The 25,823-nt window shown below is 54.3% G+C and carries 26 protein-coding genes and 1 riboswitch; of the genes, 17 read left to right on the top strand and 9 right to left on the bottom strand.

The window, feature by feature from the left end; all coding sequences use genetic code 11:
• Positions 1 to 50: 50 nt before the first annotated feature.
• Positions 51 to 155, top strand: a riboswitch (TPP riboswitch).
• A gap of 81 nt (positions 156 to 236) precedes the next feature.
• The 8 genes from tenA to JJU47_RS12220 all read left to right on the top strand — a co-directional run bounded on the left by tenA (position 237) and on the right by JJU47_RS12220 (position 6,519).
• Positions 237 to 911: a thiaminase II gene (gene tenA, locus JJU47_RS12255; protein WP_228619870.1), complete on the top strand. Its 675-nt coding sequence runs from the start codon at positions 237 to 239 to the stop codon at positions 909 to 911.
• A complete protein-coding gene (gene thiM / locus JJU47_RS12250; protein WP_228619867.1) occupies positions 908 to 1,696 on the top strand; it encodes a hydroxyethylthiazole kinase in 789 nt (262 codons plus the stop codon). The genes tenA and thiM overlap by 4 nt, the downstream gene beginning before the upstream one ends.
• The gene (thiD, locus tag JJU47_RS12245) at positions 1,696 to 2,535 is read left to right on the top strand and encodes a bifunctional hydroxymethylpyrimidine kinase/phosphomethylpyrimidine kinase (protein WP_228620007.1); all 840 of its coding nucleotides are present in this window, start codon (positions 1,696 to 1,698) and stop codon (positions 2,533 to 2,535) included. The genes thiM and thiD overlap by 1 nt, the downstream gene beginning before the upstream one ends.
• Positions 2,504 to 3,145 carry a thiamine phosphate synthase gene (gene thiE, locus JJU47_RS12240; RefSeq protein ID WP_024371267.1) on the top strand — a complete coding sequence of 214 codons (642 nt, stop codon included), beginning with the start codon at positions 2,504 to 2,506 and terminating at the stop codon, positions 3,143 to 3,145. The genes thiD and thiE overlap by 32 nt, the downstream gene beginning before the upstream one ends.
• A gap of 23 nt (positions 3,146 to 3,168) precedes the next feature.
• Positions 3,169 to 3,804, top strand: coding sequence for an SDR family oxidoreductase (locus JJU47_RS12235; RefSeq protein ID WP_228619865.1), 636 nt, complete (start codon positions 3,169 to 3,171; stop codon positions 3,802 to 3,804).
• A 122-nt stretch (positions 3,805 to 3,926) separates the two neighbouring features.
• Positions 3,927 to 5,492, top strand: coding sequence for a diguanylate cyclase domain-containing protein (locus tag JJU47_RS12230; protein WP_228619862.1), 1,566 nt, complete (start codon positions 3,927 to 3,929; stop codon positions 5,490 to 5,492).
• A gap of 45 nt (positions 5,493 to 5,537) precedes the next feature.
• Entirely contained in the window at positions 5,538 to 5,987 is a 450-nt protein-coding gene (locus JJU47_RS12225; protein WP_228619859.1) for an OsmC family protein, read from the top strand.
• Positions 5,988 to 6,078: 91 nt separating this feature from the next.
• Entirely contained in the window at positions 6,079 to 6,519 is a 441-nt protein-coding gene (locus JJU47_RS12220; RefSeq protein WP_228619857.1) for a GNAT family N-acetyltransferase, read from the top strand.
• Here JJU47_RS12220 and JJU47_RS12215 read toward each other — a convergent pair whose 3' ends face one another.
• Positions 6,520 to 6,966 (bottom strand): DUF4385 domain-containing protein, encoded by a 447-nt coding sequence (locus JJU47_RS12215; protein ID WP_228619855.1) that lies wholly within the window; start codon positions 6,964 to 6,966, stop codon positions 6,520 to 6,522. It lies immediately after the preceding gene.
• Positions 6,967 to 7,032: 66 nt separating this feature from the next.
• Here JJU47_RS12215 and JJU47_RS12210 point away from each other — a divergent pair, with 66 nt between their 5' ends.
• The 7 genes from JJU47_RS12210 (at position 7,033) to rbsB (ending at position 13,327) form a co-directional block, all read left to right on the top strand.
• The gene (locus JJU47_RS12210) at positions 7,033 to 7,587 is read left to right on the top strand and encodes a GNAT family N-acetyltransferase (RefSeq protein WP_228619852.1); all 555 of its coding nucleotides are present in this window, start codon (positions 7,033 to 7,035) and stop codon (positions 7,585 to 7,587) included.
• Between the two features lie 95 nt (positions 7,588 to 7,682).
• The gene (locus tag JJU47_RS12205; RefSeq protein ID WP_228619850.1) at positions 7,683 to 8,666 is read left to right on the top strand and encodes a LacI family DNA-binding transcriptional regulator; all 984 of its coding nucleotides are present in this window, start codon (positions 7,683 to 7,685) and stop codon (positions 8,664 to 8,666) included.
• Entirely contained in the window at positions 8,663 to 9,547 is an 885-nt protein-coding gene (gene rbsK / locus JJU47_RS12200; RefSeq protein WP_228619848.1) for a ribokinase, read from the top strand. The genes JJU47_RS12205 and rbsK overlap by 4 nt, the downstream gene beginning before the upstream one ends.
• A complete protein-coding gene (gene rbsD, locus JJU47_RS12195; RefSeq protein WP_228619846.1) occupies positions 9,547 to 9,936 on the top strand; it encodes a D-ribose pyranase in 390 nt (129 codons plus the stop codon). The genes rbsK and rbsD overlap by 1 nt, the downstream gene beginning before the upstream one ends.
• 11 nt (positions 9,937 to 9,947) lie before the next feature.
• Positions 9,948 to 11,426, top strand: coding sequence for a sugar ABC transporter ATP-binding protein (locus tag JJU47_RS12190; RefSeq protein WP_228619844.1), 1,479 nt, complete (start codon positions 9,948 to 9,950; stop codon positions 11,424 to 11,426).
• Position 11,427: 1 nt separating this feature from the next.
• Positions 11,428 to 12,393 (top strand): ABC transporter permease subunit, encoded by a 966-nt coding sequence (locus JJU47_RS12185; RefSeq protein WP_228619841.1) that lies wholly within the window; start codon positions 11,428 to 11,430, stop codon positions 12,391 to 12,393.
• 22 nt (positions 12,394 to 12,415) lie between these two features.
• Complete coding sequence (rbsB, locus tag JJU47_RS12180) at positions 12,416 to 13,327, top strand: ribose ABC transporter substrate-binding protein RbsB (RefSeq protein WP_228619838.1); 912 nt, start codon at positions 12,416 to 12,418, stop codon at positions 13,325 to 13,327.
• A gap of 43 nt (positions 13,328 to 13,370) precedes the next feature.
• Here rbsB and JJU47_RS12175 read toward each other — a convergent pair whose 3' ends face one another.
• Complete coding sequence (locus JJU47_RS12175) at positions 13,371 to 14,765, bottom strand: 6-phospho-beta-glucosidase (protein ID WP_228619836.1); 1,395 nt, start codon at positions 14,763 to 14,765, stop codon at positions 13,371 to 13,373.
• Positions 14,766 to 14,956: 191 nt separating this feature from the next.
• On the opposite strand from JJU47_RS12175, the gene JJU47_RS12170 reads away from it, so the two are divergent.
• Positions 14,957 to 15,841, top strand: a complete 885-nt coding sequence (locus tag JJU47_RS12170) for a MurR/RpiR family transcriptional regulator (protein ID WP_228619834.1) — start codon at positions 14,957 to 14,959, stop codon at positions 15,839 to 15,841.
• Here the strand turns inward: JJU47_RS12170 and JJU47_RS12165 are convergent.
• The 7 genes from JJU47_RS12165 to JJU47_RS12135 all read right to left on the bottom strand — a co-directional run bounded on the left by JJU47_RS12165 (position 15,834) and on the right by JJU47_RS12135 (position 24,213).
• Positions 15,834 to 18,362: a YfhO family protein gene (locus JJU47_RS12165; protein ID WP_228619831.1), complete on the bottom strand. Its 2,529-nt coding sequence runs from the start codon at positions 18,360 to 18,362 to the stop codon at positions 15,834 to 15,836. The genes JJU47_RS12170 and JJU47_RS12165 overlap by 8 nt on opposite strands.
• Positions 18,359 to 18,748, bottom strand: a complete 390-nt coding sequence (locus JJU47_RS12160) for a GtrA family protein (RefSeq protein WP_228619829.1) — start codon at positions 18,746 to 18,748, stop codon at positions 18,359 to 18,361. The genes JJU47_RS12165 and JJU47_RS12160 overlap by 4 nt, the downstream gene beginning before the upstream one ends.
• Positions 18,696 to 19,682 (bottom strand): glycosyltransferase family 2 protein, encoded by a 987-nt coding sequence (locus JJU47_RS12155; protein ID WP_228619826.1) that lies wholly within the window; start codon positions 19,680 to 19,682, stop codon positions 18,696 to 18,698. Before JJU47_RS12155 ends, JJU47_RS12160 begins: the two co-directional genes overlap by 53 nt.
• Before the next feature lie 123 nt (positions 19,683 to 19,805).
• The gene (gene kynB, locus JJU47_RS12150) at positions 19,806 to 20,429 is read right to left on the bottom strand and encodes an arylformamidase (protein WP_228619824.1); all 624 of its coding nucleotides are present in this window, start codon (positions 20,427 to 20,429) and stop codon (positions 19,806 to 19,808) included.
• A gap of 14 nt (positions 20,430 to 20,443) precedes the next feature.
• Positions 20,444 to 21,283 (bottom strand): tryptophan 2,3-dioxygenase, encoded by an 840-nt coding sequence (gene kynA, locus JJU47_RS12145; RefSeq protein WP_228619822.1) that lies wholly within the window; start codon positions 21,281 to 21,283, stop codon positions 20,444 to 20,446.
• 12 nt (positions 21,284 to 21,295) lie between these two features.
• Positions 21,296 to 22,573: a kynureninase gene (kynU, locus tag JJU47_RS12140; protein WP_228619819.1), complete on the bottom strand. Its 1,278-nt coding sequence runs from the start codon at positions 22,571 to 22,573 to the stop codon at positions 21,296 to 21,298.
• Between the two features lie 125 nt (positions 22,574 to 22,698).
• Positions 22,699 to 24,213 (bottom strand): BCCT family transporter, encoded by a 1,515-nt coding sequence (locus tag JJU47_RS12135; RefSeq protein ID WP_228619818.1) that lies wholly within the window; start codon positions 24,211 to 24,213, stop codon positions 22,699 to 22,701.
• A gap of 163 nt (positions 24,214 to 24,376) precedes the next feature.
• On the opposite strand from JJU47_RS12135, the gene JJU47_RS12130 reads away from it, so the two are divergent.
• Entirely contained in the window at positions 24,377 to 25,225 is an 849-nt protein-coding gene (locus tag JJU47_RS12130) for a Cof-type HAD-IIB family hydrolase (RefSeq protein ID WP_228619817.1), read from the top strand.
• Positions 25,226 to 25,823 lie beyond the last annotated feature (598 nt).

Here is a 25,823-nt window from a genome sequence, read left to right as displayed (position 1 = left end):
TTTTATTTGTTATTGGTATGATGTGTCCGAAGACGACCGAATTTCATAATGTTTGCCACTAGGGGAGTCGCGTGACGCGGCTGAGATGGACATGGTCCAGACCCTTTGAACCTGATCTAGTTCACGCTAGCGGAGGGAAGTGGGCGAAACGACTTGTCTCACACTCTGTGTATGTCCGACGCCGCTTCCGTTATGGGAGGCGGCGTCTTTTTTCATACAAAAAGGGGGAGACGGAAATGACGTTCACACAACAAATCCGACAAGAGGCGGATGCCTTATTCCAAGCGAGTTTTGACCACCCGTTCGTCCAATCGCTCGGTGACGGGACACTCGATGAAGCGAAATTCCGACATTACGTGATGCAAGACTCGTATTATTTGAACCAGTTTTCAAAAGTACAAGCGAGAGGCGCGATCGTTGCATCAGACATGGAACTGTCGAGCCGCTTTTTGACGCACGCACTGCACACGATCGAGGCGGAACACGCCTTGCATCGGGAGTTCTTCACGATGCTTGACGTGACCGAAGAGGAGCGCCGACAGTTCGAGCCGGCGCCGACCGCATACGCGTATGCGATGCACATGCAGCAAGCCGGACCGACGCTCGGCGACGTACTCGCGGCGATTCTGCCATGCTACTGGGTGTACTACGAGATTGGGGAACGGTTGAAAGGTGCGAAGCCGAATCATCCGATTTATACGGCTTGGATTGCGACGTACGGATCGGAATGGTTCCGCGAACTCGTCGAAGAACAGATTGAACGCCTCAATCTGTTGGCCGAACAGGCGACGGAAGCCGAACGCAAACGGTACCGTCAATCGTTCTTAAAGAGCTGTTACTACGAAGTGGCGTTTTGGCAGATGGCGTGGACGCTCGAGACGTGGGACGTACCGGTGGAGGTGAGCCGATGAAGCGCGACCTATGGGATAAAGTCCGAGACGAGCGGCCGCTCATCCATAACATCACAAACATCGTCGTCGCGAACTTTTCGGCGAACGGTCTGCTCGCCGTCGGCGCGTCCCCGGTCATGGCATCAGCCATCGAGGAAGTAGCGGAAATGGCGACAGTGAGTGACGCGCTCGTGTTGAACATCGGCACGCTCGATGCGACGACCGAAGCGACGATGATTCGGGCCGGACAAGCGGCGAACACTGCAGGACGCCCTGTCGTCTTCGACCCGGTCGGTGTCGGTGCGACGGCATTTCGACGTCAAGTGGCGACCGCCATCCTTGAACAGGTGCAGGTGACGGTCATTCGTGGGAACGCCGGTGAGATTGCGACACTGATTGACCAGACGAGTCACGCCCGTGGTGTCGACGCAGGAGAAGTCTTGCATGACGTGACATATGTCGCACGCGAGGCGGCCAAACGGTATCGCTGTGTCGTCGCTGTGACCGGAGAGATGGACGTCGTCAGTGACGGGGACGTGACGATTGAAATCAAAGGAGGTACTGAGGTGATGACTCGGACGACCGGGACCGGGTGCCTGCTCAGTGCGGTCGTCGGTGCGTTTCTTGCGGTCGAAGCAGACGCGATGAGCGCGACGGCGACGGCGCTCGCCGGATATGCCCGCTGCGGGGAACTTGCGACAGCACGTGCCGACGGGTCGGGAGATTTCCCAATCCACTTCTTGAACGAACTTGGAAAGATGACCGCCATCGAACTGCCGAGCGATCGAATTGAGGTGGTATCATGATGCGCCCCCAAGTGTTGACGATTGCTGGATCGGATTCAGGCGGTGGAGCCGGCATTCAAGCCGATTTAAAGACGTTTCAAGAGCTCGGGGTGTTTGGAACGAGTGTCGTGACGGCGGTCACGGCGCAAAACACACGCGGTGTCCATGGCGTCGAAGCGGTCTCACCAGAACTGCTCGCGCAACAACTTGATGCGATTGGTTCCGATTTTTCGATCGAAGCGTGCAAGACGGGGATGTTGTTCGATGCGAGTCGGATTGAGACCGTCGCTCTCGGAGTGAAGCGGCATGCGTTCAAACGGCTCGTCGTCGACCCGGTCATGATCGCCAAAGGCGGGGCGTCGCTACTGCAAGACACAGCCGTCGACGCGCTCAAGACGTCCTTATTGCCGCTCGCGACCGTCGTCACACCGAACGTGCCGGAAGCAGAAGTGTTGACGGGATTGACGATTCGTACGTTTCAAGATCGTCTCGAGGCAGCGGAACGCCTCTTGTCGTTAGGGGCGAAGGCGGTCATCTTGAAAGGAGGCCATCTCGAAGGCGAACGTGCTGAAGATCTCGTGATCTCTGCGACAGAGGCGTTCGTGTTGTCCGCTCCCCGCGTGGCGACAACGAATACGCATGGGACGGGGTGTACGTTTTCGGCAGCGCTCACAGCTGAACTCGGGAAAGGACACGCGTTGATCGACGCGGCAGTGACGGCGAAACGATTCATTCAAAGTGCCATCGTCCATGACTTACACATCGGTTCGGGACATGGACCGACGAATCATTGGGCGTACGGGATGTATAGAGGGGAGGATGTGACGATTGAAACGATCACGGCAAGCCGAGCTCGCTGAGCGTTTGCGGCTGTACTTCATATGCGGGACGACGAACACTGAAAATATCTTCCGCACGGTCGAGACGGCGCTCCAATGTGGTGTGACATGTTTCCAATTTCGCGAAAAAGGAAATGAGGCACTGTATGGAGATGAAAAAGAAGCGGTGGCAAAAAGGTTGCTTCGACTTTGTCGCACGTACGGCGTCCCGTTTATCGTGAACGATGACGTCGAGCTGGCGTTGAAGCTCGATGCAGACGGGGTGCATGTCGGCCAAGAAGATGTGTCGGCCCGCCGCGTCAGACAGATGATTGGGGCGGACAAATGGCTCGGTGTCTCGGTACACTCGCTCGAAGAAGCGGCGACGGCGATTGAGCACGCGGACTATGTCGGCATCGGTCCCGTCTTTCCGACGGACTCGAAAGAGGACGCCGGAGAAGTGAACGGGACGACGCTCATCCGTCAAGTGCGGACGGCGTATCGGGAGCTCCCCATCGTGGGGATCGGGGGCATCCGGCCTGAACACGTCGACTCGATTCGGCGTGACGGGGCCAACGGGGTCGCCATCATCTCGGCCATCGCTTCGGCGCCGGACGTGGCAGAAGCCACACGACGTTTCAAGTGTCTCTGAATTCGATTCGAGGAGGAAGGCAAATGAACGTATTTGTAATTGGTGCGAACGGACAGATTGGGAAACAGCTCGTCGAACGTTTACATGAGGAAGGCAAGCATGACGTGACGGCGATGGTCCGCAAACAAGAGCAACTCGACGATTTCACATCGAAAGGTTATCAAGCCGTTTTAGGTGACTTAGAAGGTGACGTCGCTCAGTTGAAACAAGCGATCGCGGGCATGGACGTCGTCGTATTCGCAGCCGGTTCCGGCGGGGACACAGGAGCGGACAAGACGCTGCTGATCGATTTGGACGGTGCCGCGAAAAGTGTCGAAGCGGCCAAAGCCGACGGGAACGTCAAACAGTTCGTCATGGTGAGCGCCTTGAAGGCTGAAGACCGCTCGGCGTGGCCGGACTCGATGAAGCCATACTATGTGGCGAAACATCATGCGGACCGCTTGCTCGAAGAGAGCGGACTGACGTACACGATCGTCCGTCCGGGGGCGTTGACGGATGATTCCGGCACGGGCAAAGTGAAGGTCGGGGACGTCTCGACCGGAGAGGTTCCACGTGCAGACGTGGCCGCTTTCCTCGCCCACGTCATCGGGAACGAGGCAGCGAAAAATAAAGCGATCGACCTGGTCAAAGGTGACACGGCCATCGAAGACACATTATGATGCGTGCGAACGGACTTTGGTCCGTTCGTTTTTTTTTGGAATGTGCCCTTTGGCTCGATAAAGGAAACGAAACGTCCGATAGAGAAAGTAAAGACGTATCCGTTTGAGAAAGGGGTCTCTCCATGACCGCACTGTTTATATACATGGCCGTTTATCTCGTACCGGCCTTCTTGCTCAGCCACCTGGCCCTCGACGTGTTGCTGCGCAACCCGAGGCAAGTCGAACATCGTCTGCTCAGCCTATTTGTATTCGGCTATGCGATGCTGTTCATGGCGGAGTTCGGACGTCACTTGTCGCCGATCGAACAAAGTCCAGCTTTCGTCACCTACTGGTTCGGCAACGCCGGAATCCTCATTTTCGTCTTCTCCGTCCACTTCATCGTCAAAGTGACGGGGGTCGGGGCGAGGTTGCCAAAATGGATATATCCATATGCGATATATTTGCCGCTCATCCCGGTCGCCTTGACGTTCATCCGTCAAGAGAACATCATCAACAGTCAACGCTTTGATCGTGTCGGGCTATGGATTTATCCAGAGTTCAACGCCTCCTATTTGACGACGATGACGGTCGGGAACGTGTTTCATTTTCTGATCATCTTGTTGCTCATCTACGCGCTCAAGCGAGCAGAACGGTCGGAGCACCAGCGCGTGTTACGGATGCTCATTTGGACGGCGGTGGTCGTCTTGATTTGGGACGTCGTCTTCGGCTACTTCCAGTTCCGGGGCGTCATGCCGCCGTACGGGTACATGTTCGGCGGGCTCGTCTGGGCGGTCGCGCTCGTCGTGGCCATGAACCGGCTCGATTTTTTGGCGTCGTACGCAAAACGATACAGCACCCTGTACAACTTGAACCCGTCCGCCATCTTGCTCGTCGACGACGCGGGGCGGATCGAGAGCGCCAACCCGGCCGCGCGTATGTTGTTCCATACGGTGCGAGTCGTCAATGAGCGCTTCGTCGACTTGTTGCCGGAGAAAAAACGGGACGAATGGTGCGAGCATTATCGCCAACATTTCCACGCCCAAAAGAAGTTCCTCGAGTTTGAGACGAAAATTTTAACGAAGACGGGGCAAGAACGTTACGTCGTCATCGATGGTGATTTCGTCTATATCGACCAAAAGATTCACGGGATGATTCTCATCCGGGACGTACATTCATTCAAAGAAGCCGAGCAGACGATTCGCTTCTTCGCCTATCACGATCCGCTGACGAAACTAGCCAATCGCCGCGCCTTTTACGAACAAGCTGATCAAGCGCTGTTGCGGGCGGATACGTTCGCGCTCATCATACTGGACCTAGACGGGTTTAAAGGGGTCAACGACACGTATGGCCACCAAGTCGGTGACGACTTTCTCGTCCATCTCGGTGTCTTGCTCGAGACGGCGACACCGGAGACGGGCCTCGCCTCGCGTGTCGGGGGCGATGAGTTTTATATTTATTTGACGGATGTCGAAGCGGATGACATCGTAACGTTCGTTGAACGGTTGCAGTCGCTGTTGACGGAGCGGCCGTTCCGACTCGGGCGTGAGACCGTTTTGATTCGAGCGAGCATCGGGGTGAGTGTATCGCCTGAACAAGGAAACGATCTAGATACGCTCATCCATAAAGCGGACCAAGCGATGTATCAAATCAAACAACAAGGGAAAAATGATTATGCGATTTACGATGACGTGTTACACGGTCCGAAATAACGGGAACGAATAGGAGGATGACATCATTTTGGAGGAGGAGACGCTATGAGCGAAAAACCGTTAGTGACGATGCGTGCTGAAGGAGAAGCGACAAGTGTGAAGACGACGGTGCATGTGCGTGACTTAGAACCGTTTATCGTCGATGAACCGGAACGGCTCGGCGGAACGGACGCCGGACCGAATCCGCTTGAATACTTACTTGGGGCTTACTCATCCTGTACGACCATTATGATCGCCTACGTCGCCCAAGATCAAAACTTCGACTACGACGGGGTGACGTTCGTGACGGAAGGGACGCTTGATCCGCGCGGCTTCCAAGGCGTCGAAGGGGTCCGAACGTATTTTGAGAAAGTGCACATCAAAGTAGTCCTCGAGACGACGGAGTCAGATGAACGCATCGCGGCGCTTCAAAAAGGGGTCGAGGCCCGGTGCCCGATCCATAACTTGATGCATGCGGCTGATGTCGAGATTACGGCATCGTGGACGCGGAAGTAAGGATGGGGCGACCCATCCTTTTTTTGTGGAGCAAGACAGGAATTCGAAACGGAAAGGACGAACAGAGAAAGACGAAGGAAAGGAGGATGGCATGGAGATTCGTCATGTGACAGAAGAAGACGCCCGCGCGATTCAGGCGTGGACGTACGAGGCTCCTTATCATTTGTATAACCAAGCACCGTCTGACGACGGGATTGACGAACTGATGACTTACGAGGGGATTTACGATGGAACCGAGCTGATCGGATTTTTTTGTCTCGGTGCGTATGCCCAAGTGCCGAACGAGACGTATGTGTACGACGAGACACGAACGGATATCGGGCTTGGTATGCGTCCCGACCATACCGGGAGAGGTCTCGGCCGGACCTTCTTCGCCATCGTGGTGAAAGAGGCGAAGCGGGCCGGGAAGCCGCTCCGGTTGACCGTGGCCGCGTTCAATCTAAGAGCCATTCATTTATACGAACAGTTCGGTTTTCGTCCGATCGCCTCGTTTCAAAAAGCGGACACTGAATTCGTCGTCATGGCCGATTGATCAACCATACTGTTTCTGGTGGGCTTTTTTTCGTCTCAAATAATCATCATCGGCCCGAATTTGATCCCAGCGCTCTTTGAAGATGCGGGCCGACTCGGCTTTCTCTTCATCGATTTGGCGCTCGTGGATGTCACCGTCGTCTTTATACTTGCGCCCGCCTTTATAGTTGGCGTAACGGCGGGCCCGCGTATAACCCATTTGAATGAACTTGCGGGCCATGTCCATCCCGACGAAGTCATCGTTTTTCCGATAAGCTTCAAACAGCTCCATGATTTCGTCTGCCGACTGTTTGGCGATAGCTGGTGTCTTGAAGCGCCAATGAGGCAAAATCTCACTCTTGTACGGTTCGACGAGCAGGACGCCTTGTTCCCCTCGTCCGACTCGGTACAGTTCGGGTTGTTTTCGAAAGTCAATCGTCTCAAAATCTAAGTCGTAATCAAACGGCATCGTCATCCCTCCTCATGAATTCATTCCCGGAACGAATCGGAGGGAAACGAGGGAAAGGAAGGATACATGATTCAACTCGATACAGACCGGCTCCGATTGCGGGCGTTTCAGCTCGAGGACGCTGAGCAGATGTTTTACTATGCGAAAGACGAGCGGGTCGGTCCAAAAGCCGGATGGGCGCCGCATCAATCGGTTGAGGAGACACAAGATGTCATCCGTATTTTTCAACAAGACGGCGACGTCTGGGCCATCACGCTGAAAGAGACCGGCGAAGTCATCGGCAGCCTCGGATTGCATGACCGGCGGCCCGACCCGGAAATTCAACATGATCGCCAGCGTGAGATCGGTTACGTGCTCAGCCCCGACCATTGGGGGCGTGGATACATCCCGGAAGCGGTACGGGAAGTGATTCGCCATAGTTTCGAAGATCTCGGTCTTGAACGGGTGTGGTGCGGCCATTTCGATTTCAACGACCAGTCGCGCCGCGTCGTCGAGAAAACGGGTTTCACGTACGTTTTCACGACATCGCAACAACTGACGCGTCTGGACGGCCGGACCGTTCAAAGTCTTCTGTATGTCATCACACAACAAGAATATGAGCACGCCCCATCTCGACGTTGAGATGGTTTTTTTTAAGAAATTTAAAAAAATCATTGATATGTAACCGGTTACACATTATGATGTGTTTGTAAGCGTTACCAAAAAGGGGGAGCGAGATGGCGACAATCAAACAAGTGGCCAAACGGGCGAACGTTTCTGTCGCGACCGTGTCCCGTGTCATGAACAATAACGGATATGTCAGTGCAGAAGCTAGGGAAGCCGTCGAGCGGGCCATCGCCGATCTCGACTATGCCCCGAACCGGGTCGCCCGTTCACTATTTACAAAAACATCGGGTTTAATCGGCTTGATCATGCCGGATATCACAAATCCGTTCTTTCCACAGTTGGCCCGGGCGATCGAAGACGTGGCCAATCAACACGGCTATCAAGTCGTGCTCTGTAACACGGACGAGCAACTTGCGAAAGAACAGACGTACTTGGTCGCGCTGCAGACGATGCATGTCGACGGCTTGATCATCACGACGAATCATTCAGACAACCCGAACTACGAAAAGCTGGAATTGCCGATGGTGGCGCTCGACCGCATCGTCAAATCTGGGATCGATGCCGTCATCTCGGACGGGTATGAAGGCGGACGGCTTGCGGCGGAGACGCTCTTAGCTTGTGGCGCGACAAAGCTCGCCCAGATCGGGGGACCGGAACAGCTCCAGACGGTAAAACGACGGACGGATGGCTTTTTGGACGTCGCCGGCGATCGACTCGTCGGGATGACACATTCGAGTTTTACGTTTAAAGAGGCGGTCACGGCGTCAAAACACTTGTTTGATGCGTATTGGCCGTTCGATGGTGTGTTCGCTGCCAACGACGTCATCGCGGCGGCGGTGCTGCAGGAAGCGGTGCGCCGGAACGTGCGTGTGCCGGAAGACTTGCAAGTCATCGGTTATGACGGCATCGAGCTCGGCGAAATGACGTCCCCGCCTCTCACGACGATCGCACAGCCCATCTATGAAATGGGGCGTCGGGCGACGGAACGGTTGCTCGATTTGATTGAAAAGAGAGAGATTGAGACGAAAGAGATTTTATTGCCCGTCACGTTGACGGAGCGGCAGACGACGAAACGGAAGGGGCAGGACACATGAAGCGAATTGTAGTGATTGGAAGCATCTCGATGGATTTGGTCGTCACGACGGACAAACGACCACAAGCAGGAGAGACGGTCATCGGTGAGGCGTTTCAAACAGTACCAGGTGGAAAAGGGGCCAACCAAGCTGTGGCCGCAGCGCGACTCGGCGGTACGGTCGAGATGGTCGGGTGCATCGGTTCTGATGCGTTCGGTACGAGCATTCGGCAAAACTTTGATCGGAATAACGTCTTAACGCAACATTTGCGGACGATCGAAGAAGACGTGACAGGCACGGCGCACATCGTCCTTGCCGAAGGTGATAACTCGATCGTCGTCGTCCAATCGGCCAATAAGCATGTGCAGTTCACCGATTCAGAGCTCGACGCCTTGCTCGATGAAGAGACGCTCGTCTTGTTGCAACTTGAGATTCCGCTCGAGACGGTCGAGCAAGTGAGTGCGTACTGCCGGAAACACCATATCCCGGTCCTGTTGAATCCGGCGCCGTCGCAACCGCTCACGGCAACACTGCTCGAAAACGTGACGTACGTAACACCGAACGAGCACGAGTGCCGAGATCTGTTCGGTGAAGTGACAATCGAAGACGTGTTGCGCCGCTATCCGAACAAATTGATTGTGACCGAAGGAGTCCGCGGAATTCGCTTCTTCGACGGCGAGACGATTCGGCACATTCCGGCCATCCGCGCCGATGTCGTCGATACGACCGGTGCCGGCGATACGTTCAACGGAGCCTTGGCGGTCGCTCTCGTCGAAGGGATGCGATTAGAAGAAGCGGCACGATTTGCCGTCGTCGCCTCAGGAATGAGCGTGGAAGGGTTCGGCGCGCAAGGCGGCATGCCGACCCGAGACGAAGTCAAGACACGATTGGAGCGAGTGTGATGAAGAAACTTGGTATTTTGAACAGTCACTTGACGAAAGTATTCGCCGATCTCGGCCATACCGATAAAGTCGTCATCGCTGACTGCGGTTTGCCGATCCCAAACGGGGTTGAACGAGTCGACTTGGCGCTTCGCCTCGGGGAACCTTCGTTTCTCGACGTGTTGGACGCGGTCGAGGCGGATATGGTCATCGAACAAATCACGGTCGCCGACGAGGTGTTCACGGAAAATGAACCGATTGCTAACGTGCTGACCGAACGGTTCGATACGGTGAAGACGTGTTCGCATGAAGACTTCAAACGGGAAGTCGCAACGGCGAAAGTCGTCATCCGAACCGGAGAGGCAACACCATACGCGAACGTCATCTTGCACGCCGGCGTCATCTTTTAAGGAGGGATTCGATGCATATCGAATTGAAACGCATCCATAAATCGTTCGGTCCGGTCAGTGTATTGAAAGGTGTCGATTTTGAACTGTTACCTGGTGAGATTCATGCCTTAATGGGCGAGAACGGGGCCGGGAAATCGACGCTCATGAAAGTAATGACCGGACTTCACGCACAGGATGAAGGAGAAATCGTCATCGACGGGGCGGTCCGTCAATTCAAGCATCCGAAAGAAGCGGAGCGGGAAGGCATCGCCTTTATCCATCAAGAGTTGAATATCTTGCCGGAATTGACGGTCACTGAGAACTTGTTCCTCGGCCGTGAGTTGACAGGGGCGTTCGGCGTCATCAAACAACAAGAGATGAAGCGGCGGGCCCGTGAATATTTGGCCGAGCTGAACGTGTTCATGGAAGTCGATGAACTTGCGAAAAACTTGTCAGTCGGGCAACAGCAGATGATCGAGATCGCCAAGGCGCTCATGACGGACGCAAAAGTCATCGTCATGGATGAACCGACCGCAGCGCTGACAGACCGTGAGATTCGAGCGCTGTTCTCGGTATCGCGTGCACTGCGTGACCAAGGGGTCTCCATCATATACATCTCGCACCGGATGGAAGAAATTTTCGAACTGTGCGACCGCATTACCGTGCTTCGTGACGGGATTTCAATTGGGACACACCCGATTGTTGAGACGTCGTTTGAAGAAATTGTGAAAGAGATGGTCGGCCGTGAAATCGGGGAGCGTTATCCGGACCGAACGGCGACGATTGGTGACGTCGTGCTTGAAGTGAACGGATTGATAGGTAACCGGTTCCACAATGTATCGTTCGACGTCCGGGCCGGTGAAATCGTCGGGTTCTCTGGACTCATGGGGGCGGGACGGACGGAAGTGATGCGCGCCTTGTTTGGGGCAGATCGAGCCAAAGGCGGAACCGTCAAATTGAACGGGAAAGAAGTGCGAATCAAGAAACCTGCTGACGCCATTGGTCACGGAATCGCTTTTTTGACGGAAGACCGAAAAGGCGAAGGGTTATTGCTCGACTTCTCGCTCCGGGAAAACCTGTCGCTCCCGACGCTCGATCGCCGGGCGAAAGGAACGATTATCTCGAGACAAGCGGAAGAGACGTTCGCCGACAGTTACTTGAAAAAGCTACGTGTCAAACATCATTCGATGGAACAAAAAGTGAAGTCGCTCTCGGGCGGGAACCAGCAAAAAGTCGTCCTTGGGAAATGGCTCGGCGTCGAACCGGACGTCCTCATTCTCGATGAACCGACGCGTGGGGTCGATGTCGGCGCCAAGAAAGAAATTTACACGATCATGAGTGAACTCGCCGAATCAGGCGTCGCCATCATCATGATCTCGTCTGATTTACCAGAAGTGCTCGGCATGAGTGATCGCATCGTCGTCATGCGAGAAGGCGTCGTCACCGGGACGTTGTCGAAAGACGAGGCGACGCAGGAAAAAGTCATGACATATGCGACAGGAGGACAGTGACATGGAATTAAAAGCAACGACTGCACTGCAGCGACCGCAAAAGCTCGGGTGGGGTCAAAAACTGGGTCCGTTGTTCGGACTACTCGTCATCATCGTCGTCGTAACGGCGCTCGAACCAGGATTTCTTTCGCTCAATAACATCTTTAACGTCTTACGCCAAGTATCGATCAACGCCCTCATCGCGTTCGGGATGACGTTCGTCATCTTGACGGGCGGAATCGACTTATCGGTCGGATCGATTTTAGCGCTCTCGTCGGCTTTTGTCGCCGGGATGATGGTCGATGGACAGCATGCGGTCATGGCGATCGCGCTCGGATTGATTGCCGGGGCTTTGCTCGGTGCCTTTAACGGGGCGGTCATCACGTACGGGAAAGTGGCACCGTTCATCGCGACGCTTGCGACGATGACGATTTATCGAGGCTTGACGCTCGTCTATACGGACGGACGGCCGATCACCGGCTTAGGCGATTCGACGTGGTTCGAGATGTTAGGACGCGGCTACTTCTGGATCATTCCGGTGCCGGCTGTCACAATGCTGATCGCGTTCGGCGTGCTCTACTTCATTTTGAAAAAGACGACGTTCGGCCGCCACACGTACGCGATCGGCGGTAACGAAGAAGCTGCCAAACTGATGGGAATCGGCGTCAATAAAGTGAAAGTCATGATCTATTCGTTATCTGGTATGCTCGCGGCACTCGCCGGCATTATCTTGACGTCACGGCTGAACTCGGCGCAACCGACGGCCGGAACGTCATACGAGCTCGATGCGATCGCAGCCGTCGTCCTCGGGGGGACGAGTTTAGCTGGTGGTCGCGGTTGGATCGTCGGGACGCTCATTGGAGCGCTCATTATCGGAACGTTGAACAACGGATTGAACTTGCTCGGGGTTTCATCGTTCTTCCAACTCGTCGTCAAAGGTGCCGTCATCTTGTTCGCGGTATTGCTCGATCGGAAACAAAACGCGTAATCATCGAAAGGGGAAACGGAAGATGAAAAAATGGACAGCTTGGCTACTCGTATTGACAATGGTCGTCATGGCCGCCTGCTCGACGGAACAACCGGGATCGAGTTCAGAGCAAGAAGTGAAAGATGGGGACTTTAAAATCGGTCTCTCGATCTCAACGTTAAACAACCCGTTCTTCGTCGCGTTGAAAGACGGGGCGGAAGAACAAGCTGCCGCGCTCGATGCCACACTCACGGTCGCAGATGCGCAAAACGATGCGGCGAAACAAGTGAGCGACGTCGAAGACATGATTCAAAAAGGCATGGACTTGATTCTCATTAACCCGACCGACTCGGAAGCGGTCGGAGCGGCCGTTCAAAGCGCGAACGACGCGGGCATCCCGGTCATCACGGTCGACCGGAACGCTGAATCAGGAGAAGTCGTGGCCCACGTCGCGTCAGACAACGTGGCCGGTGGTATGCTTGCAGGCGAATACATGGTCGAGCTCGTTGGGGAAGGCGGAAAAGTCGTCGAACTCGAAGGGATTCCAGGAGCTTCAGCGACACGTGACCGCGGTCAAGGGTTCAACGAGGCGATTGACGGAAAACTCGACGTCGTCGCGAAACAATCGGCAAACTTTGACCGCGCTCAAGGATTGACGGTCATGGAAAACATCCTCCAAGACAACAAAGACATTGTTGCGGTGTTCGCGCATAATGACGAGATGGCGCTCGGTGCCGTACAAGCGTTGAACAGCGCAGGGATGAGCGACGTCAAAGTCATCGGATTCGATGCGACAGATGACGCCGTAAAGGCTGTTGAAGACGGAACGATGGCCGCAACGGTCGCACAAAAACCGACAGAGATCGGGAAACTCGGTGTCGAAGCAGCCGTCAATTACTTGAAAGGTGAGACGGTGGAAGACAACATTCCGGTCGACCTCGAACTCATCAAATAAGGCAACAGCCGGTGCGTCCATGGGACGCACCGGCTGTTTTTTATCATTGGGTGATTGGACGGAGTGCTTGAACGACTTCATCTTTGACCGTCACACCGGCTGCCTCGAGCTCGGCGATTTTGTCGGCGAACTGCGGCAAGTGATCTTTATGGGCGATGAGGAGCTCGTCTAACACACGTTTCGCCGTCTCACCGCTCGGGATGAGCGGATTGATGATGAACGCTTGCAAGGCGAGACCGTAGTCGCCCGTCACGGCCGCCTCTTCGACGCACAGCTCCATGTTCTTCATGACTTGGAGCCAGCCTCTCTCGGCCGGTGCGAGGGCACCGAACGCAATCGGCTTCGCGCCGGTCGCACCGATATAGGCGGACACTTCGACGACGTCGTCCGGAGCGAGGTCCGGGACGGCCCCGTTGTTTTTTGTCGAGACGACGATGTGCGTATTCTTGTTCGCATAAATCGAGGCGATCGTCTCGCACGCAGCGTCCGAGTAGTGAGCGCCGCCGCGTTTCGACAGTTGTTCGGGTTTATGGTCGAGATGTGGGTCTTTGTACAGTTCGAACAGTTCCGCTTCCGTCTGCTTCACTTGTTCGGCCCGTGTTCCGACAGCCGGGTCCCGATACTCTTCAAGCATATGGGCGAGCATCTCTTCGGCGCGATAATAGTAACGATGGTAACCGCACGGGATCATGTTCATCTGGTGCAACTGTTCTTTGAAGAACGGCATGTCGTGGATGTTTGCCGGGATACCGGAATTACCATCGTACATCTTGTCGATGATATCGCGCGTGACGTCGGTCCCGCTCAAATCGTGGACGCGGTGCCAGTGGAAGTGGTTCAGCCCGGCGAATGAATACGTCAATTCCTCCGGTTGTTTACCGATCAGTTCCGGTTCGGCCATCATCGCGTTGACCGGGACGTTGCACAATCCAATGACTTTTTCCCACTTCCCGTAGCGGATGATCGCGTCGGTCACCATGCCGCTCGGATTCGTGAAGTTGACGAGCCATGCATCCGGACAAAGTTGTTTCATGTCCTCGACGATGTCGAGAATGACCGGGATCGTCCGGAACGCTTTTAAGATGCCGCCGGCTCCGTTCGTCTCTTGCCCGACCATGCCGTAAGAGAGCGGGATGCGTTCGTCTTTGATGCGGGCATCGAGTAATCCGACGCGAAACTGGGTCGTGACGAAGTCGGCGCCTTGCAACGCTTCCCGCCGGTTGAGCGTGAGATGTACTTTGACATCATAAGGTGAAGCGTCCCACATGCGCTGGGCCATCTGTCCGACAATCTCGAGCTTCTCTTTTCCCGCTTCGATATCCACGAGCCAAATCTCTCGGATTGGCAACTCCTCGTAGCGTTTGATGAATCCTTCCATCAATTCTGGCGTGTAGCTGCTGCCGCCTCCGATTGTGACGAGCTTGATTCCAGTTGTCATGTCAATCTCCTCCTTGTCAATTCACAAAAATAAATCTCAGACGTAAATGAATTAGATGTAACTTCGCTTCTCATTCAGTATAGAATAAAGAAAAATAGTGACAATACGAGACGGGAGAAGTCCGAAAGCGTTTACAAACAAACACAATGTAACATTCATTTTTGTGAATTTCATTTACAGGAGGAACCGCCATGTTGTTGACCGAAAAGTTAAAGCAAGATCTATTCTCGTCGTCTGAACGAAGCGTTATCGCGTATTTATTTGACCAGCGGGAACACATCTCTTCTAAAACGATGAAGCAGATCGCCGAGGCGACGTATACGCATCCGTCAATCCTCAGTCGAATCGCCGAAAAGCTCGAATTCTCGGGTTGGGTCGATTTGAAGACGGCGTTTTTAGAGGAAATCGATTATTTGAACCGTCATTTTTCGACGATCGACGCCAACTACCCGTTTGCAGCTGAAGACGGGTTGATGACGGTGGCGAGCAAAGTGGCGGCGTTGAAGCAGATGACGATTGAAGATACGCTGTCGCTCCTCGACCATGAGGCGTTCGAGCAAGCCGTGACGATGTTGCATGAGGCCCGCCATATTAAAGTCTTTTCAATCATTCATAACTTGCTGCTCTGCCATGACTTCAAATCCAAAATGAACCGGATCGGCAAACAAGTCACTCTTTGTGAGGTGGACGCCGAGTTTGAAGCGGCGAATGCAGACGAAGGGACGTGCGCACTCCTCATCTCCTATACAGGGGAGAGTGATTATACGGTCGGTCTCATCCCGTATTTAAAACGGCGCAACGTCCCGATACTCGCGCTTACGAGCCTTGGAGAGAACGCCATCTCGCATGAGGCGGACTGTGCGCTCCGCTTGACGACGCGTGAACGTCTCTACTCGAAAATCGGCAGTTTCACCTCGAACGACTCGATCCATTGTCTGCTCGATTTCTTATACGCCGGTGTGTTTGCAAAAGACTATGATGAAAATCTTAAGTATAAGATTCAAATTTCAAAACGGTTCGATCATCGGAAAAGTTCGAGCGAAATCATGCAAGAAAAAGAGCATCCGTTCACGTGAACGGATGCTCTTTACGGCGTAGATACAGAAGATAACCGACGAACAAGGCGAGGCCAAGCAGCGTCATCGCGGTCGTGACGGTGAAAAACGGCGGACGATACGTCAACTCGACCTCGTTTCGGCCTTCGTCGAGAGCGATGGCGCTGAACGCGTAGTTCGCTTGTAAGATGTCCCGGCGCTCGCCGTTCACTTTGGCGCTCCAGCCCCGTTCGAACGGGACCGGCAAGACGGCGTACGTTTCGGTCGACGCTGCTTCGACCGTGAAGTCGAGATCAGGACCGTCCCAAGTGACCGGGATGTCAGGACGCGTACTCGTCTCGTCGAGCACAGACTCGAGCGTCGCATAATCTTCCCACTCGACCGTCACGTCTTCGAGCGCGTACGTGCCTTCCGGGAGGCGTAGCGGCACACGCTCGGACAACGGGGTGCGAAGCGTCATCGAGGTGAGGTCGGTCCGGTAGATCGATGCCTCCGGCTTCCGTGTCGTCCGGTAACCGCCGAGTTTGATGAAGAACCCGTCACCTTCAAGCTTTCGGATGTTGAAGGAGACGTACAAGTCGCCTGTGGCCGTTTCTGGGATGTCTGGAATCAAGTCGATTCCACCTTCATCGCCGCTCACACGAACGGTTTCCCCGTCGCTTACGGCATCGACGTCTTCCGTCGTGAAGTCGATCGATCGGGCCGGACTCGGCGTCTCACTCCCGTCTTCTAAAATGACGCCCGAGAGCATCGCTTGTTCGCGGGTCAACATCGAGGCATCCTCAAGTTCGGCTTGACGATACGTGGACGTCGTCGTCCGGACGAACGGGAGCCGCGTCCCGCTCTCATAGACGGCGTACCGTTCTGTCTCGGCGAGCAAGCTAAAGCCGTAAGGCGCTTCGCTCGACACGTTTTGATTTCGCATCCAATACGGGCTCGACAACAGATGGTGCAAGTTCGCGCGATTGCCGAGCGTCCCGTAGCGGCTCACGCTTTCACGCAACATGTCGATCTCGAGGTCGCGCCAATAAAACGTCAGCAAGTTGCCGTTCAAAATGCTCGAATATAGGCTCGTGCCGAGGAACGATTGGACGATCGGCGTATTGTTACGCAGATGGACCATCCAGTCGAGTCGTTCGAGTGGTCCGGCCTCGTCCTTCACGATATCAATCAGTTCCCGTTGTTCGGCACTGTCGTAACTTGAGCTGTTCACGAACGTCTCATTCGTATTGACGATCGATTTGTCGTGGAGGATGAGCTTCGTATACCCATTGAAGACGATGAGACATGACGCGATGAGGATGTACGGTGCAACGACCGGTTTCCACCAGAGCGAGACGACTGCGGCGATCATCAGTCCAAAGACGACGAGAGCGACAGACGAAGACACGTTGCCGAACAGCCCGAACCCGAGATAAACGATGATCGTTCCGGCTGCTGCGACGAGAAATGCCCGGGTCTCAAACCGCCAATGTGACAAGCCGACCGCGACCGCACCGCCGATCGTGAAGCTCGCGAGATACTCCCAGCGGAATTGCGGGGCCGAGAAGCCATTGAAAAAGCTGCCGACGTGCGGGCTGAAGTGGAGCATGACGAATAGCAGACTCATCGCTGCGAACAAGCGGAACGCGGAGTGGCGATAGAGCGGACGATAGAGTGCGAACAGTAAGAAGGCTGCTGGAATAATTAAAATGGTGCTATCGTACAACACGTTATCGGGACGGAACCATGGGATGTCGTGCGCCAGTGACGGACGTTCGTTTTGCAAGAACCCATAGGTGGCTGGTACGAAAGCGAACGCGCTCAATAAGAGCGCGATGACGCCAGACCCGCTATAGAGCAGCCATTGTTGCCGGCGTCTCGTCCGATCTTCCGGGAAACGGATGAACTGGCGAAACAAGACGTAAACGAGTACGAACACCAAGTTGATGTAGGCGAAGTAAAAATTGTTGATGAGCATGATGGCACTGACAACGATGAAAAAGTCAGCCCGCCCGAGACGGATGATCCGCTCGAGCCCGATGACGAGGAGCGGGACCCATAAAAAAGCGTCTGCGAAAAACTCCCAAAACGTCACGTGACGAATGTACATGACCGACACACCGTAAAGGACGGCCCCTGTGAAAGCATGAGGCATCTTTACGTGGAACAGCCGATAGGCATACGTGGCGAGCAGTAACACAATGGCCAGGCGGAACACGCTCACGACAAGAGAAAGTCGTAACCATAACTCAAGGTCAGGCGTGACGAGGCCGAGTACATCGAACAAAGAGACGACAGCGACCGTGGCCCAAAAGACGACAGACGTCGCGTAATAGTAGGCGAGTTGCGTGATGACGCCGCCGCCGAACCCGAAGTTCTCGGCGTAGACGAGGTTGCCGTTATGGAACGTCTCGTATAAGAAATGTTTGAACGGGACCATCTGAGACAATCCATCGTTCGGGCCGGCGATGTAGCCGCCTTGTGATTGATAGTAGATGAAAAAGGCATGGGCGACGATTGACACGAGAAAAGCTGCGACGACGAGTATGATTTTTTTCATACGGCCGAATGCTCGCGCTTCAAAATTTTACTCGTGACAATAAACGTCGCCGGCACAGCGATGAAGATGGCGAACAGCGGCGCGATCGACGTCGAGACGTCGAGCTGTTCGACGAGCAAGTAGATGCAGACGGTCGTGACCGTGAAGTTGACGACTTGCGTCAACGGGAACTGCAAGAACTTGCGGAGGGTCGGCTTCACTTTGAACGTGAAATAGCTGTTCAAAAAGAAAGAGGCGACCATGCTGAGCGTGAACGCCACCACATGAGAGACCCCGTAGCCGACTTTCCATACGTGATGAAACAACATGTATACCAAGTAATAATTGAGGGTGTTAATTCCCCCGATGACGATGAATCTTATAAACTCTGCCTTTCGCTTGTTCATTCACACTCTTCCTTTGCATATTGGTTTCTTGAATCAAATAAGCGGGACGCTGTTTCGTCTCAAAATAGATGCGTCCGACGTATTCGCCGATAATCCCGAGGCTGACGAGTTGGATGCCGCCGAGTAACAGGATCGCCGAGATGAGCGTGAAGTAACCTGGTGTCTCGACACCGTCTTGAATGATGCCGAACAGCGTGAACAAAATATAGAGCATCGACAACATCAAAATCGAGACGCCCGTATAAAAGCAGAAACGGAGCGGCTTCGAGTTAAAGGAAATCAAGCCGTCGATGCCGTAATTGAACAGCTGATTGAACGACCATTTCGTCTCACCGTTTTGACGCAGGACGTTCTCGTACGTGACGATTTTTTGCTCCATCCCGATCCAAGAGAACAACCCTTTCGAGAAGCGGTGATTCTCGTTCATCCGTAACAGCGCGTCGATCGCTTCACGGCTCAAGAGACGGAAGTCGCCGACCCCGTCTTCAAGCTCGACGTCGACAATTTTATTGATCAGTTTATAGTACGTCTGAGAGGCGAACTTTCGGAATCCGCTCTCGCCGGTCCGGTCGCGCTTGGCGATGACTTGGTCATATCCTTCCTCATAACCGGAGATCATTTGCGGGATGAGGGCCGGGGGATGTTGCAAGTCGGTGTCCATTAAAATGGCGGCATCCCCGGTTACGTGTTGCAGGCCGGCGAGAATGGCCGCTTCTTTTCCAAAATTCCGGGAAAATGAGACGTATCGCACTTCGGGATGTCCTGTTGCTAAATGTTTGATGGCATCTAGCGTATTGTCAGAGCTCGCGTCGTTGATGAACACGATCTCATAGTCATAAGACGTCCCCTCGAACTGCTCACGGATAGCTTCAAAGACGAGTGGAATGTTTTTTTCTTCGTTATAGGCGGGGAGAATAAATGAGATGACTTTCATAAAAAAACACTCCTTTCTACACAGTTTGCGTAGTACCTCTTTTCCCTCTTCGGCGTACAATCAAGCGTCGTCCCACAGTTTCCCACAAAAAAATCCACCCGGGGGGTCCGGATGGATGTCAAATTAGTCGAGCGAACGGAGCAACGCCCGGACCGGACTGCCGTCTCCTTCGACGATTGGGAGCGGGACGGCGTTCAGTTCGTAATCACCTGGCGCGATATGGTCGAGGACGAGTCCTTCAAGGATATGGACGCCGTTTCTTGCGAGCGCGTGATGGGCCGCCATCTCTTTGCTATCAATCGCGTCGACCGACGGCAAATCGAGACCAATCAAATAAATGCCGAGTTCACCGAGCCGGTCGGCTAAGGAAGGGGTCAGCTCGGGGATGCGCGCCGGAAACACGTGTTTCTCCGGCCAGCCGTCTGTCTTTAAGATGAGCCGTTCCACACCGGTCAAGTCGAAGCCGTCCAAATCAGAAGCCTCGATACGATCGCGGCGAGGCAGATGGATGACGCGGGCCGGCCCAATATACAGACCCGGGTCAAGGTCGATGACACGCTTGCCGGCATCGTCAAAGTGGAACGGGGCGTCGATGTGGGTGCCGGTATGCAAGCTCATCGTCACTTTCCCGACGTTGACCGAGCCGCTGTCTGCCATCGGCCATGCGATCTCATAGTGAAACGGAGTATCGCCCGGCCACGTCGTGATCGTGTCCTCGAGCGGTTGGGATACATCAATCCAAGTCATCTCATTTTCCCTCCTCATAGTTTCGTGCGAACGGTCCAAAGTTCAGGGAAGAAGCGGTGGTCGAGCACCCGTCGCAAATAGTTCACGCCAGACGAACCGCCGGTGCCCATTTTTTGGCCGATGATACGCTCGACGGTGGTCATGTGATTGAAACGCCACATCTGTTGCTGGCTGCCGATGTCGAGCAGCTTCTCACCGAGCTCATACAAGTCCCAGTACGTGTCGACGTCCCGATACACCTCGACCCACGCCGCTTCGACGCTCTCATTCCATTCCCAATCTTCGGTCACGTCACGGTCAAGTACGGCTTGATCGATCGCGAGGCCGCGGCGATGCATCTCACGCACCGTCACATCATAAATGCTTGGGGCGTGAAGTGATGCCTCTAAAAGCGGATACAGCGTCTCGTCATGCGCATACACGCTCAGTGTCCGTGCGTTTTTGAACCCGAGGGCGAATTCGATTTGACGGTTTTGATACGATTGGAAGCCGGATGATGAGCCGAGCTTGTCCCGGAACTCGAGATACTCGGCCGGTGTGAGGGTGGCGAGCACGCCCCACGATTGAATGAGCTGTTGTTGAATTTTCGACACGCGGGCGAGCATCTTGAACGATCGTTCAAGGTCTTCGTTCGCGATGGCCGTCGTCGCGGCCGTCAACTCGTGCAAGATGAGTTTCATCCATAACTCACTCGTCTGGTGAATGATGATGAAGAGCATCTCGTCGTGGTGGTCCGACAGGCGATGTTGGCTTGAAAGAATCGGCTCTAGCTGCAAATAGTCCCCGTAGGACATGTCTTTTGAAAAATCGGTTTGAATCGTCGTCTCGACTTTATGTTCAATTCGTTCACTCATCGTTCTTCCTCCTCACGCCACGACTTCGCGAACGTTCGCGAACGCCTCGTATTCTTTATCGTCCATGATCGTTTTTAATATGTGCACGACGTCATATACGTCGGTGAACGTGTTATAGAGAGCGACCGGGGCGAGCCGGATGATGTTCGGGGCGCGGAAATCTGGAATGACGCGATGCTGTTTCAGCGCTTTACAAATGCGCGCAGCCTCCGGATGCTCGAGGCTGATATGGGCCCCGCGTTGAACCTCGTCGCGCGGACTGCCGATGACAAACCCATAAGGCGCGAGCACCGTCTCGACCAAATCCATCATATATGTCGTCAAGGCGAGCGATTTCTCGCGAATCGCTTCCATCCCGACTTCGTTGAACATCTCGAGGGCGCCGAGTTGCGGGGCGAGGCTCAAGACGTGGGGTGTGCCGATTTGAAACGCCCCGGCGTGATCGGCCGGTGTCATCGTGTGGTCCATGTCGAACTGTTTGTCTTTGCGTGAGCCGAACCAGCCGGCAAGTCCTGGCGCCGTTCCGAAATGACGTTCGTGCACGAACAATCCTCCGACGCTCCCAGGTCCGCCGTTCAAATGTTTGTAGTTACACCAGTAAGCAAAGTCGACACCCCAATCGTGAAACGCGTGCGGGATGGCACCGACCGAATGACAGGCGTCAAATCCGATCAAGATGTCCCGTTCGTGAGCTGCCTTCGCAAGACGCGCCATGTCGAGAATTTGCCCGCTCCGATAAAGCACCGTCGGCAAGACGATGAGGGCGACGTCGTCGGTCATGGCACGGATGATGTCATCTTCGCGCAAGTAGCGGCCGTCCGGACTGTCGACTTGAATCAAATGTTCAGCCGGGTCGAGCCCGTGCAGGTCGAGTTGGCTCTTGAGCGCGTAGATGTCTGAAGGAAACGTCAACGTGTCGGCCAAAATTTTGGTCCGGGTTCCTTTTGGTTTGAAGAACGTGGCGACGAGTTGATGCAAGTTGACCGTCGTCGACCCCGTCACCATGACTTCTTCTGCCCGGGCCCCGATGAGCGGGGCGTTCAAGCCGGCGAGTTGTTCTGACAAGTTGAACCATGGGTGGCGCCCCGACATCCACCCGTCAATCCCGAGCTCTTTCCAGTCTTGGAGCGACTCGAGTAATGTCTGTTCAGCCCGTTTAGACAACAATCCGAGCGAGTTCCCGTCCATGTAAATCCCGTCTTGCGGCAAATAAAATTCTCCCCGATAGCGTGCCAGAGTATCGCCTTTATCAAGCGTCTCGGCGTGAGCCCGTGTGAAATCGTGTAGCATGTTCATCCCCCTAAAATTCGTCGTGCAATTCTGACAAAAGCGTAGCAATCGGCGTCAACTGTGTCAACTGAGTGGAGCCGATCGACTTAAAAGAGCGGCCGAGGAAAAAGGCGGCTCTTGCGGCATCATTTGATTTTCTTCATGTTTTCTTTCCGCAATAGACTGAACAGCGTGTACACCATCAAAATGAGGATGATGGTGAATGGCAACGCCGAGATCAGGGAAGCGGTCTGCAACCCTTCAAGACCGCTCGCGATGAGCAGGACGGCCGCGATGCCGCCGAGCAACACACCCCAGACGATGCGTACGGCGAGGGGCGGGTTCAAGCTGCCATTCGTCGTCATGCTGCTGATGATATACGTCGCCGAGTCGGCGGACGTGATCAAAAACGTCAGAATCAATAGGATCGACAAGGTCGATAGGATGAAGCTGAACGGTAATTCCGCGAAGGTGACGAACAAGGCGCTCGTGACGTCCGCATCGACAGCCTGGGCGATCGATGTCCCTTCGAACAGATCGAGATGAAGCGCCGTTCCGCCGAATACCGCGATCCATAGAAGTGCGATGACCGGAGGCACGACGAGCACGCCGATGATGAACTCACGGATGGTGCGGCCGCGCGAGACGCGGGCGACGAACGCCCCGACGAACGGCGACCACGCGATGGCCCACGCCCAGTAGAAAATCGTCCAGTCCTGTACCCACGTCCCTTGTTGATACGGTTGGAGCCGGAGACTATAGCGGATAAAGTTTTGCAAATAGTCACCGAACCCGAGCGTGAACGTTTCGAGGATGAAGACGGTCGGACCGGCGAAGAAGACGAAAATCATAAGGGTGAGCGCCGTCGCCAAGTTGAGGTTACTCAGCCATTTAATGCCGCGGTCGAGCCCGGTCGTCGTCGACGTCAAGAACAGGGCGGTCAAGACGATGATGATCAACACTTGAACGAGTGCCGTGTTCGGCAAGCCGAAAACGCTGTTTAGCCCTCCGTTGATTTGAAGCACACCTAAACCGAGCGACGTGGCGACACCCATGACCGTCGCGATGACAGCGAAAATGTCAATCGTCTGGTTGAGCGGGCGCGTATACGGCCGCTCTTTCATGAGCGGGGACAAACTCGTCGAGATGAGGCCATCAGCGTTTCTCCGGAACTGGAAATAAGCGATGATCAAACCGACGATGGCGAATACGGACCATTGACTCACTCCCCAGTGAAAGAACGAGTATGCCATGGCGAGACGGGCACTTTCGACCGTCAACGCTTCGGTGTCCGCATAAGGCGGTGTAAAAAAGTGGCTCATCGGCTCAGCGACGCCCCAAAAGACGAGCCCGACGCCGAATCCGGCCGAAAAGAGCATCCCGATCCACGTGAAGAACGGATACTGCGGTCGGTCGCTGTCCGTACCGAGACGAATCTTCCCGTATTTACTGAACGCGAGGAAGACGAGAAAGAGGACGAAGAAAAAGACGGCCAACAAGTAAAGCCAACCAAACGACTGGGTCGTGAAAGTGAAGATGTTGCCGGCAATTTCTGCGAACAACGCCGGACGTACGGCCCCGAACAATACGAGCAAGGCGATGACGCTTGCCGAAATATAAAACACACGGTTCAGCCGTGGCTTATTCGATGAATGATTCATACGGTCTCCTTCCTATAACTAAAACGAGTATGTAGGCGTAATTATTATTCCCTAAAAATAAAATCAGGAAACGAGAATTTCATCGATTGTGCAATCTTGACATTGAGCTGCTGAAAATCAGGGAAAGGGAAAGAAGAAGACTGCAAAAAAAGGAGGGACCCATATGAAGTTGATTGCGATCGATTTAGACGGGACGCTGTTGTCGCGAAAGGGTGTCATCACAGAGACGAACCAGGAGGCGATTCGACGGCGGCAAGACCAAGGCGATATCGTCGCCATCTCGTCAGGCCGTTCGATTCATGATATCGAGGAAATTTTAAAACGGAGCAACTTGACGTGTCCGATTTTATCGGGCAACGGGGCGATCGCCTTTTATGAAAATGAGCGGATTTACTATCATTCGCTTCCGAAACAGGTCGTCCAAGAGTTATGGGACATCGCCCGCGCCCACGACACGTACGTTGAATTTTATACGAATGCGGGCGTGAAGGTGCTCCGCTCAGGGACGGATTTATTGAAAGGCGAGCTTGACGAGGTGCTCCCGCACGATCAATCGTTCACGCGGGAATGGGGAGAGCGGGAGATTGAGATTCAAAACGAACAGTTCGGGTTGACGTACGTCGAGACGATTGAAGACATCGATTTTGAGGCGGATGAAGTGTATAAGGTGTTCATCTACTCGTTCGATCGGCGTAAACTCCACAAGCTTCGGAAGTTGTACGAGCCCCGGACCGATATTTTGATCACGACAGCCGGGTGGACGAAAATCGAAATCGGTCATCCGAAAGCGAGTAAAGGGATGGCGCTCGAACAGTTGGCAGCACATCATCACATCGCAAAACAAGATATCGTGGCGATCGGCGATAATTTAAACGACGTCTCCATGTTCGAAGTGGCGGAGACGTGTATTGCGATGGGGAATGCGGTAGATGCGTTAAAAGACATCAGCACCCATATTACGAGAGACGTCGAGGCTGACGGCGTCGCCTACGCCTTGGATCAATACGTATGAATCAGAGATTTGGAGAAATGGTGAACACGGATTTGACGGCCGCGAAAACGGCTATTGTATTAATGTAGTCCTCATTCAACAGATTGGAGTGAAAGGGGGCGACGGATGAAACGATCTTCGAGACGTTTGACCGATGCCGGCTCGGTGAAACGAGAGACAGCTTGCGTAAACCCGATTGTGGGACTGTTCCCTACTCCTTTTGCTGTCGCCGATCTCACGCTCTGACGTGAGAGGCAGACGAACATGTTTCTTTGGGGAAGCGGGTCGCGTAGTTGCGGTTATACGCCAAGGAAAAGGTGGGCTAGATCGAGGAGTGTGACAGATTTCATTCTTATATGTCAAAGTGGCGGTGCCGTGCCAACCGGAAGAACGTTTCGTTCTCTTGAGAAGGGGCCGAGCCGTCACAAAGACGAACGGGCACGCGAAATCCTCGCACACGCCGCATCAACTTTTCTAGTATCGGGAATGAACGCATGGGACGGTCGATCGAGTCATCGGTCGAATGGAAGTCCAATTCACTAGAACGCTCACCGTGAAGCGCCCCCTTGGGTGGGGGTTTTTAATGGGGGTAACAGGCGGCCCCCCCAGGGGGCGCCCC

Origin of the sequence: Exiguobacterium sp., from assembly GCF_020832205.1 — a bacterium.
Taxonomy (GTDB): Bacteria; Bacillota; Bacilli; order Exiguobacteriales; family Exiguobacteriaceae; genus Exiguobacterium.
The sequence above is the reverse complement of the archived record's forward strand: the minus strand, read 5'-3'. Positions and strand labels throughout refer to the sequence as shown.

Bases quoted from the DNA above. Each gene is read 5' to 3' on its own strand.
- tenA (WP_228619870.1), top strand. From the start codon at position 237: ATGACGTTCACACAACAAATCCGACAAGAGGCGGATGCCTTATTCCAA.
- thiM (WP_228619867.1), top strand. From the start codon at position 908: ATGAAGCGCGACCTATGGGATAAAGTCCGAGACGAGCGGCCGCTCATC.
- thiD (WP_228620007.1), top strand. From the start codon at position 1,696: ATGCGCCCCCAAGTGTTGACGATTGCTGGATCGGATTCAGGCGGTGGA.
- JJU47_RS12235 (WP_228619865.1), top strand. From the start codon at position 3,169: ATGAACGTATTTGTAATTGGTGCGAACGGACAGATTGGGAAACAGCTC.
- JJU47_RS12230 (WP_228619862.1), top strand. From the start codon at position 3,927: ATGACCGCACTGTTTATATACATGGCCGTTTATCTCGTACCGGCCTTC.
- JJU47_RS12225 (WP_228619859.1), top strand. From the start codon at position 5,538: ATGAGCGAAAAACCGTTAGTGACGATGCGTGCTGAAGGAGAAGCGACA.
- JJU47_RS12220 (WP_228619857.1), top strand. From the start codon at position 6,079: ATGGAGATTCGTCATGTGACAGAAGAAGACGCCCGCGCGATTCAGGCG.
- JJU47_RS12215 (WP_228619855.1), bottom strand. From the start codon at position 6,966: ATGCCGTTTGATTACGACTTAGATTTTGAGACGATTGACTTTCGAAAA.
- JJU47_RS12210 (WP_228619852.1), top strand. From the start codon at position 7,033: ATGATTCAACTCGATACAGACCGGCTCCGATTGCGGGCGTTTCAGCTC.
- JJU47_RS12205 (WP_228619850.1), top strand. From the start codon at position 7,683: ATGGCGACAATCAAACAAGTGGCCAAACGGGCGAACGTTTCTGTCGCG.
- rbsK (WP_228619848.1), top strand. From the start codon at position 8,663: ATGAAGCGAATTGTAGTGATTGGAAGCATCTCGATGGATTTGGTCGTC.
- rbsD (WP_228619846.1), top strand. From the start codon at position 9,547: ATGAAGAAACTTGGTATTTTGAACAGTCACTTGACGAAAGTATTCGCC.
- JJU47_RS12190 (WP_228619844.1), top strand. From the start codon at position 9,948: ATGCATATCGAATTGAAACGCATCCATAAATCGTTCGGTCCGGTCAGT.
- JJU47_RS12185 (WP_228619841.1), top strand. From the start codon at position 11,428: ATGGAATTAAAAGCAACGACTGCACTGCAGCGACCGCAAAAGCTCGGG.
- rbsB (WP_228619838.1), top strand. From the start codon at position 12,416: ATGAAAAAATGGACAGCTTGGCTACTCGTATTGACAATGGTCGTCATG.
- JJU47_RS12175 (WP_228619836.1), bottom strand. From the start codon at position 14,765: ATGACAACTGGAATCAAGCTCGTCACAATCGGAGGCGGCAGCAGCTAC.
- JJU47_RS12170 (WP_228619834.1), top strand. From the start codon at position 14,957: ATGTTGTTGACCGAAAAGTTAAAGCAAGATCTATTCTCGTCGTCTGAA.
- JJU47_RS12165 (WP_228619831.1), bottom strand. From the start codon at position 18,362: ATGAAAAAAATCATACTCGTCGTCGCAGCTTTTCTCGTGTCAATCGTC.
- JJU47_RS12160 (WP_228619829.1), bottom strand. From the start codon at position 18,748: ATGAACAAGCGAAAGGCAGAGTTTATAAGATTCATCGTCATCGGGGGA.
- JJU47_RS12155 (WP_228619826.1), bottom strand. From the start codon at position 19,682: ATGAAAGTCATCTCATTTATTCTCCCCGCCTATAACGAAGAAAAAAAC.
- kynB (WP_228619824.1), bottom strand. From the start codon at position 20,429: ATGACTTGGATTGATGTATCCCAACCGCTCGAGGACACGATCACGACG.
- kynA (WP_228619822.1), bottom strand. From the start codon at position 21,283: ATGAGTGAACGAATTGAACATAAAGTCGAGACGACGATTCAAACCGAT.
- kynU (WP_228619819.1), bottom strand. From the start codon at position 22,573: ATGCTACACGATTTCACACGGGCTCACGCCGAGACGCTTGATAAAGGC.
- JJU47_RS12135 (WP_228619818.1), bottom strand. From the start codon at position 24,213: ATGAATCATTCATCGAATAAGCCACGGCTGAACCGTGTGTTTTATATT.
- JJU47_RS12130 (WP_228619817.1), top strand. From the start codon at position 24,377: ATGAAGTTGATTGCGATCGATTTAGACGGGACGCTGTTGTCGCGAAAG.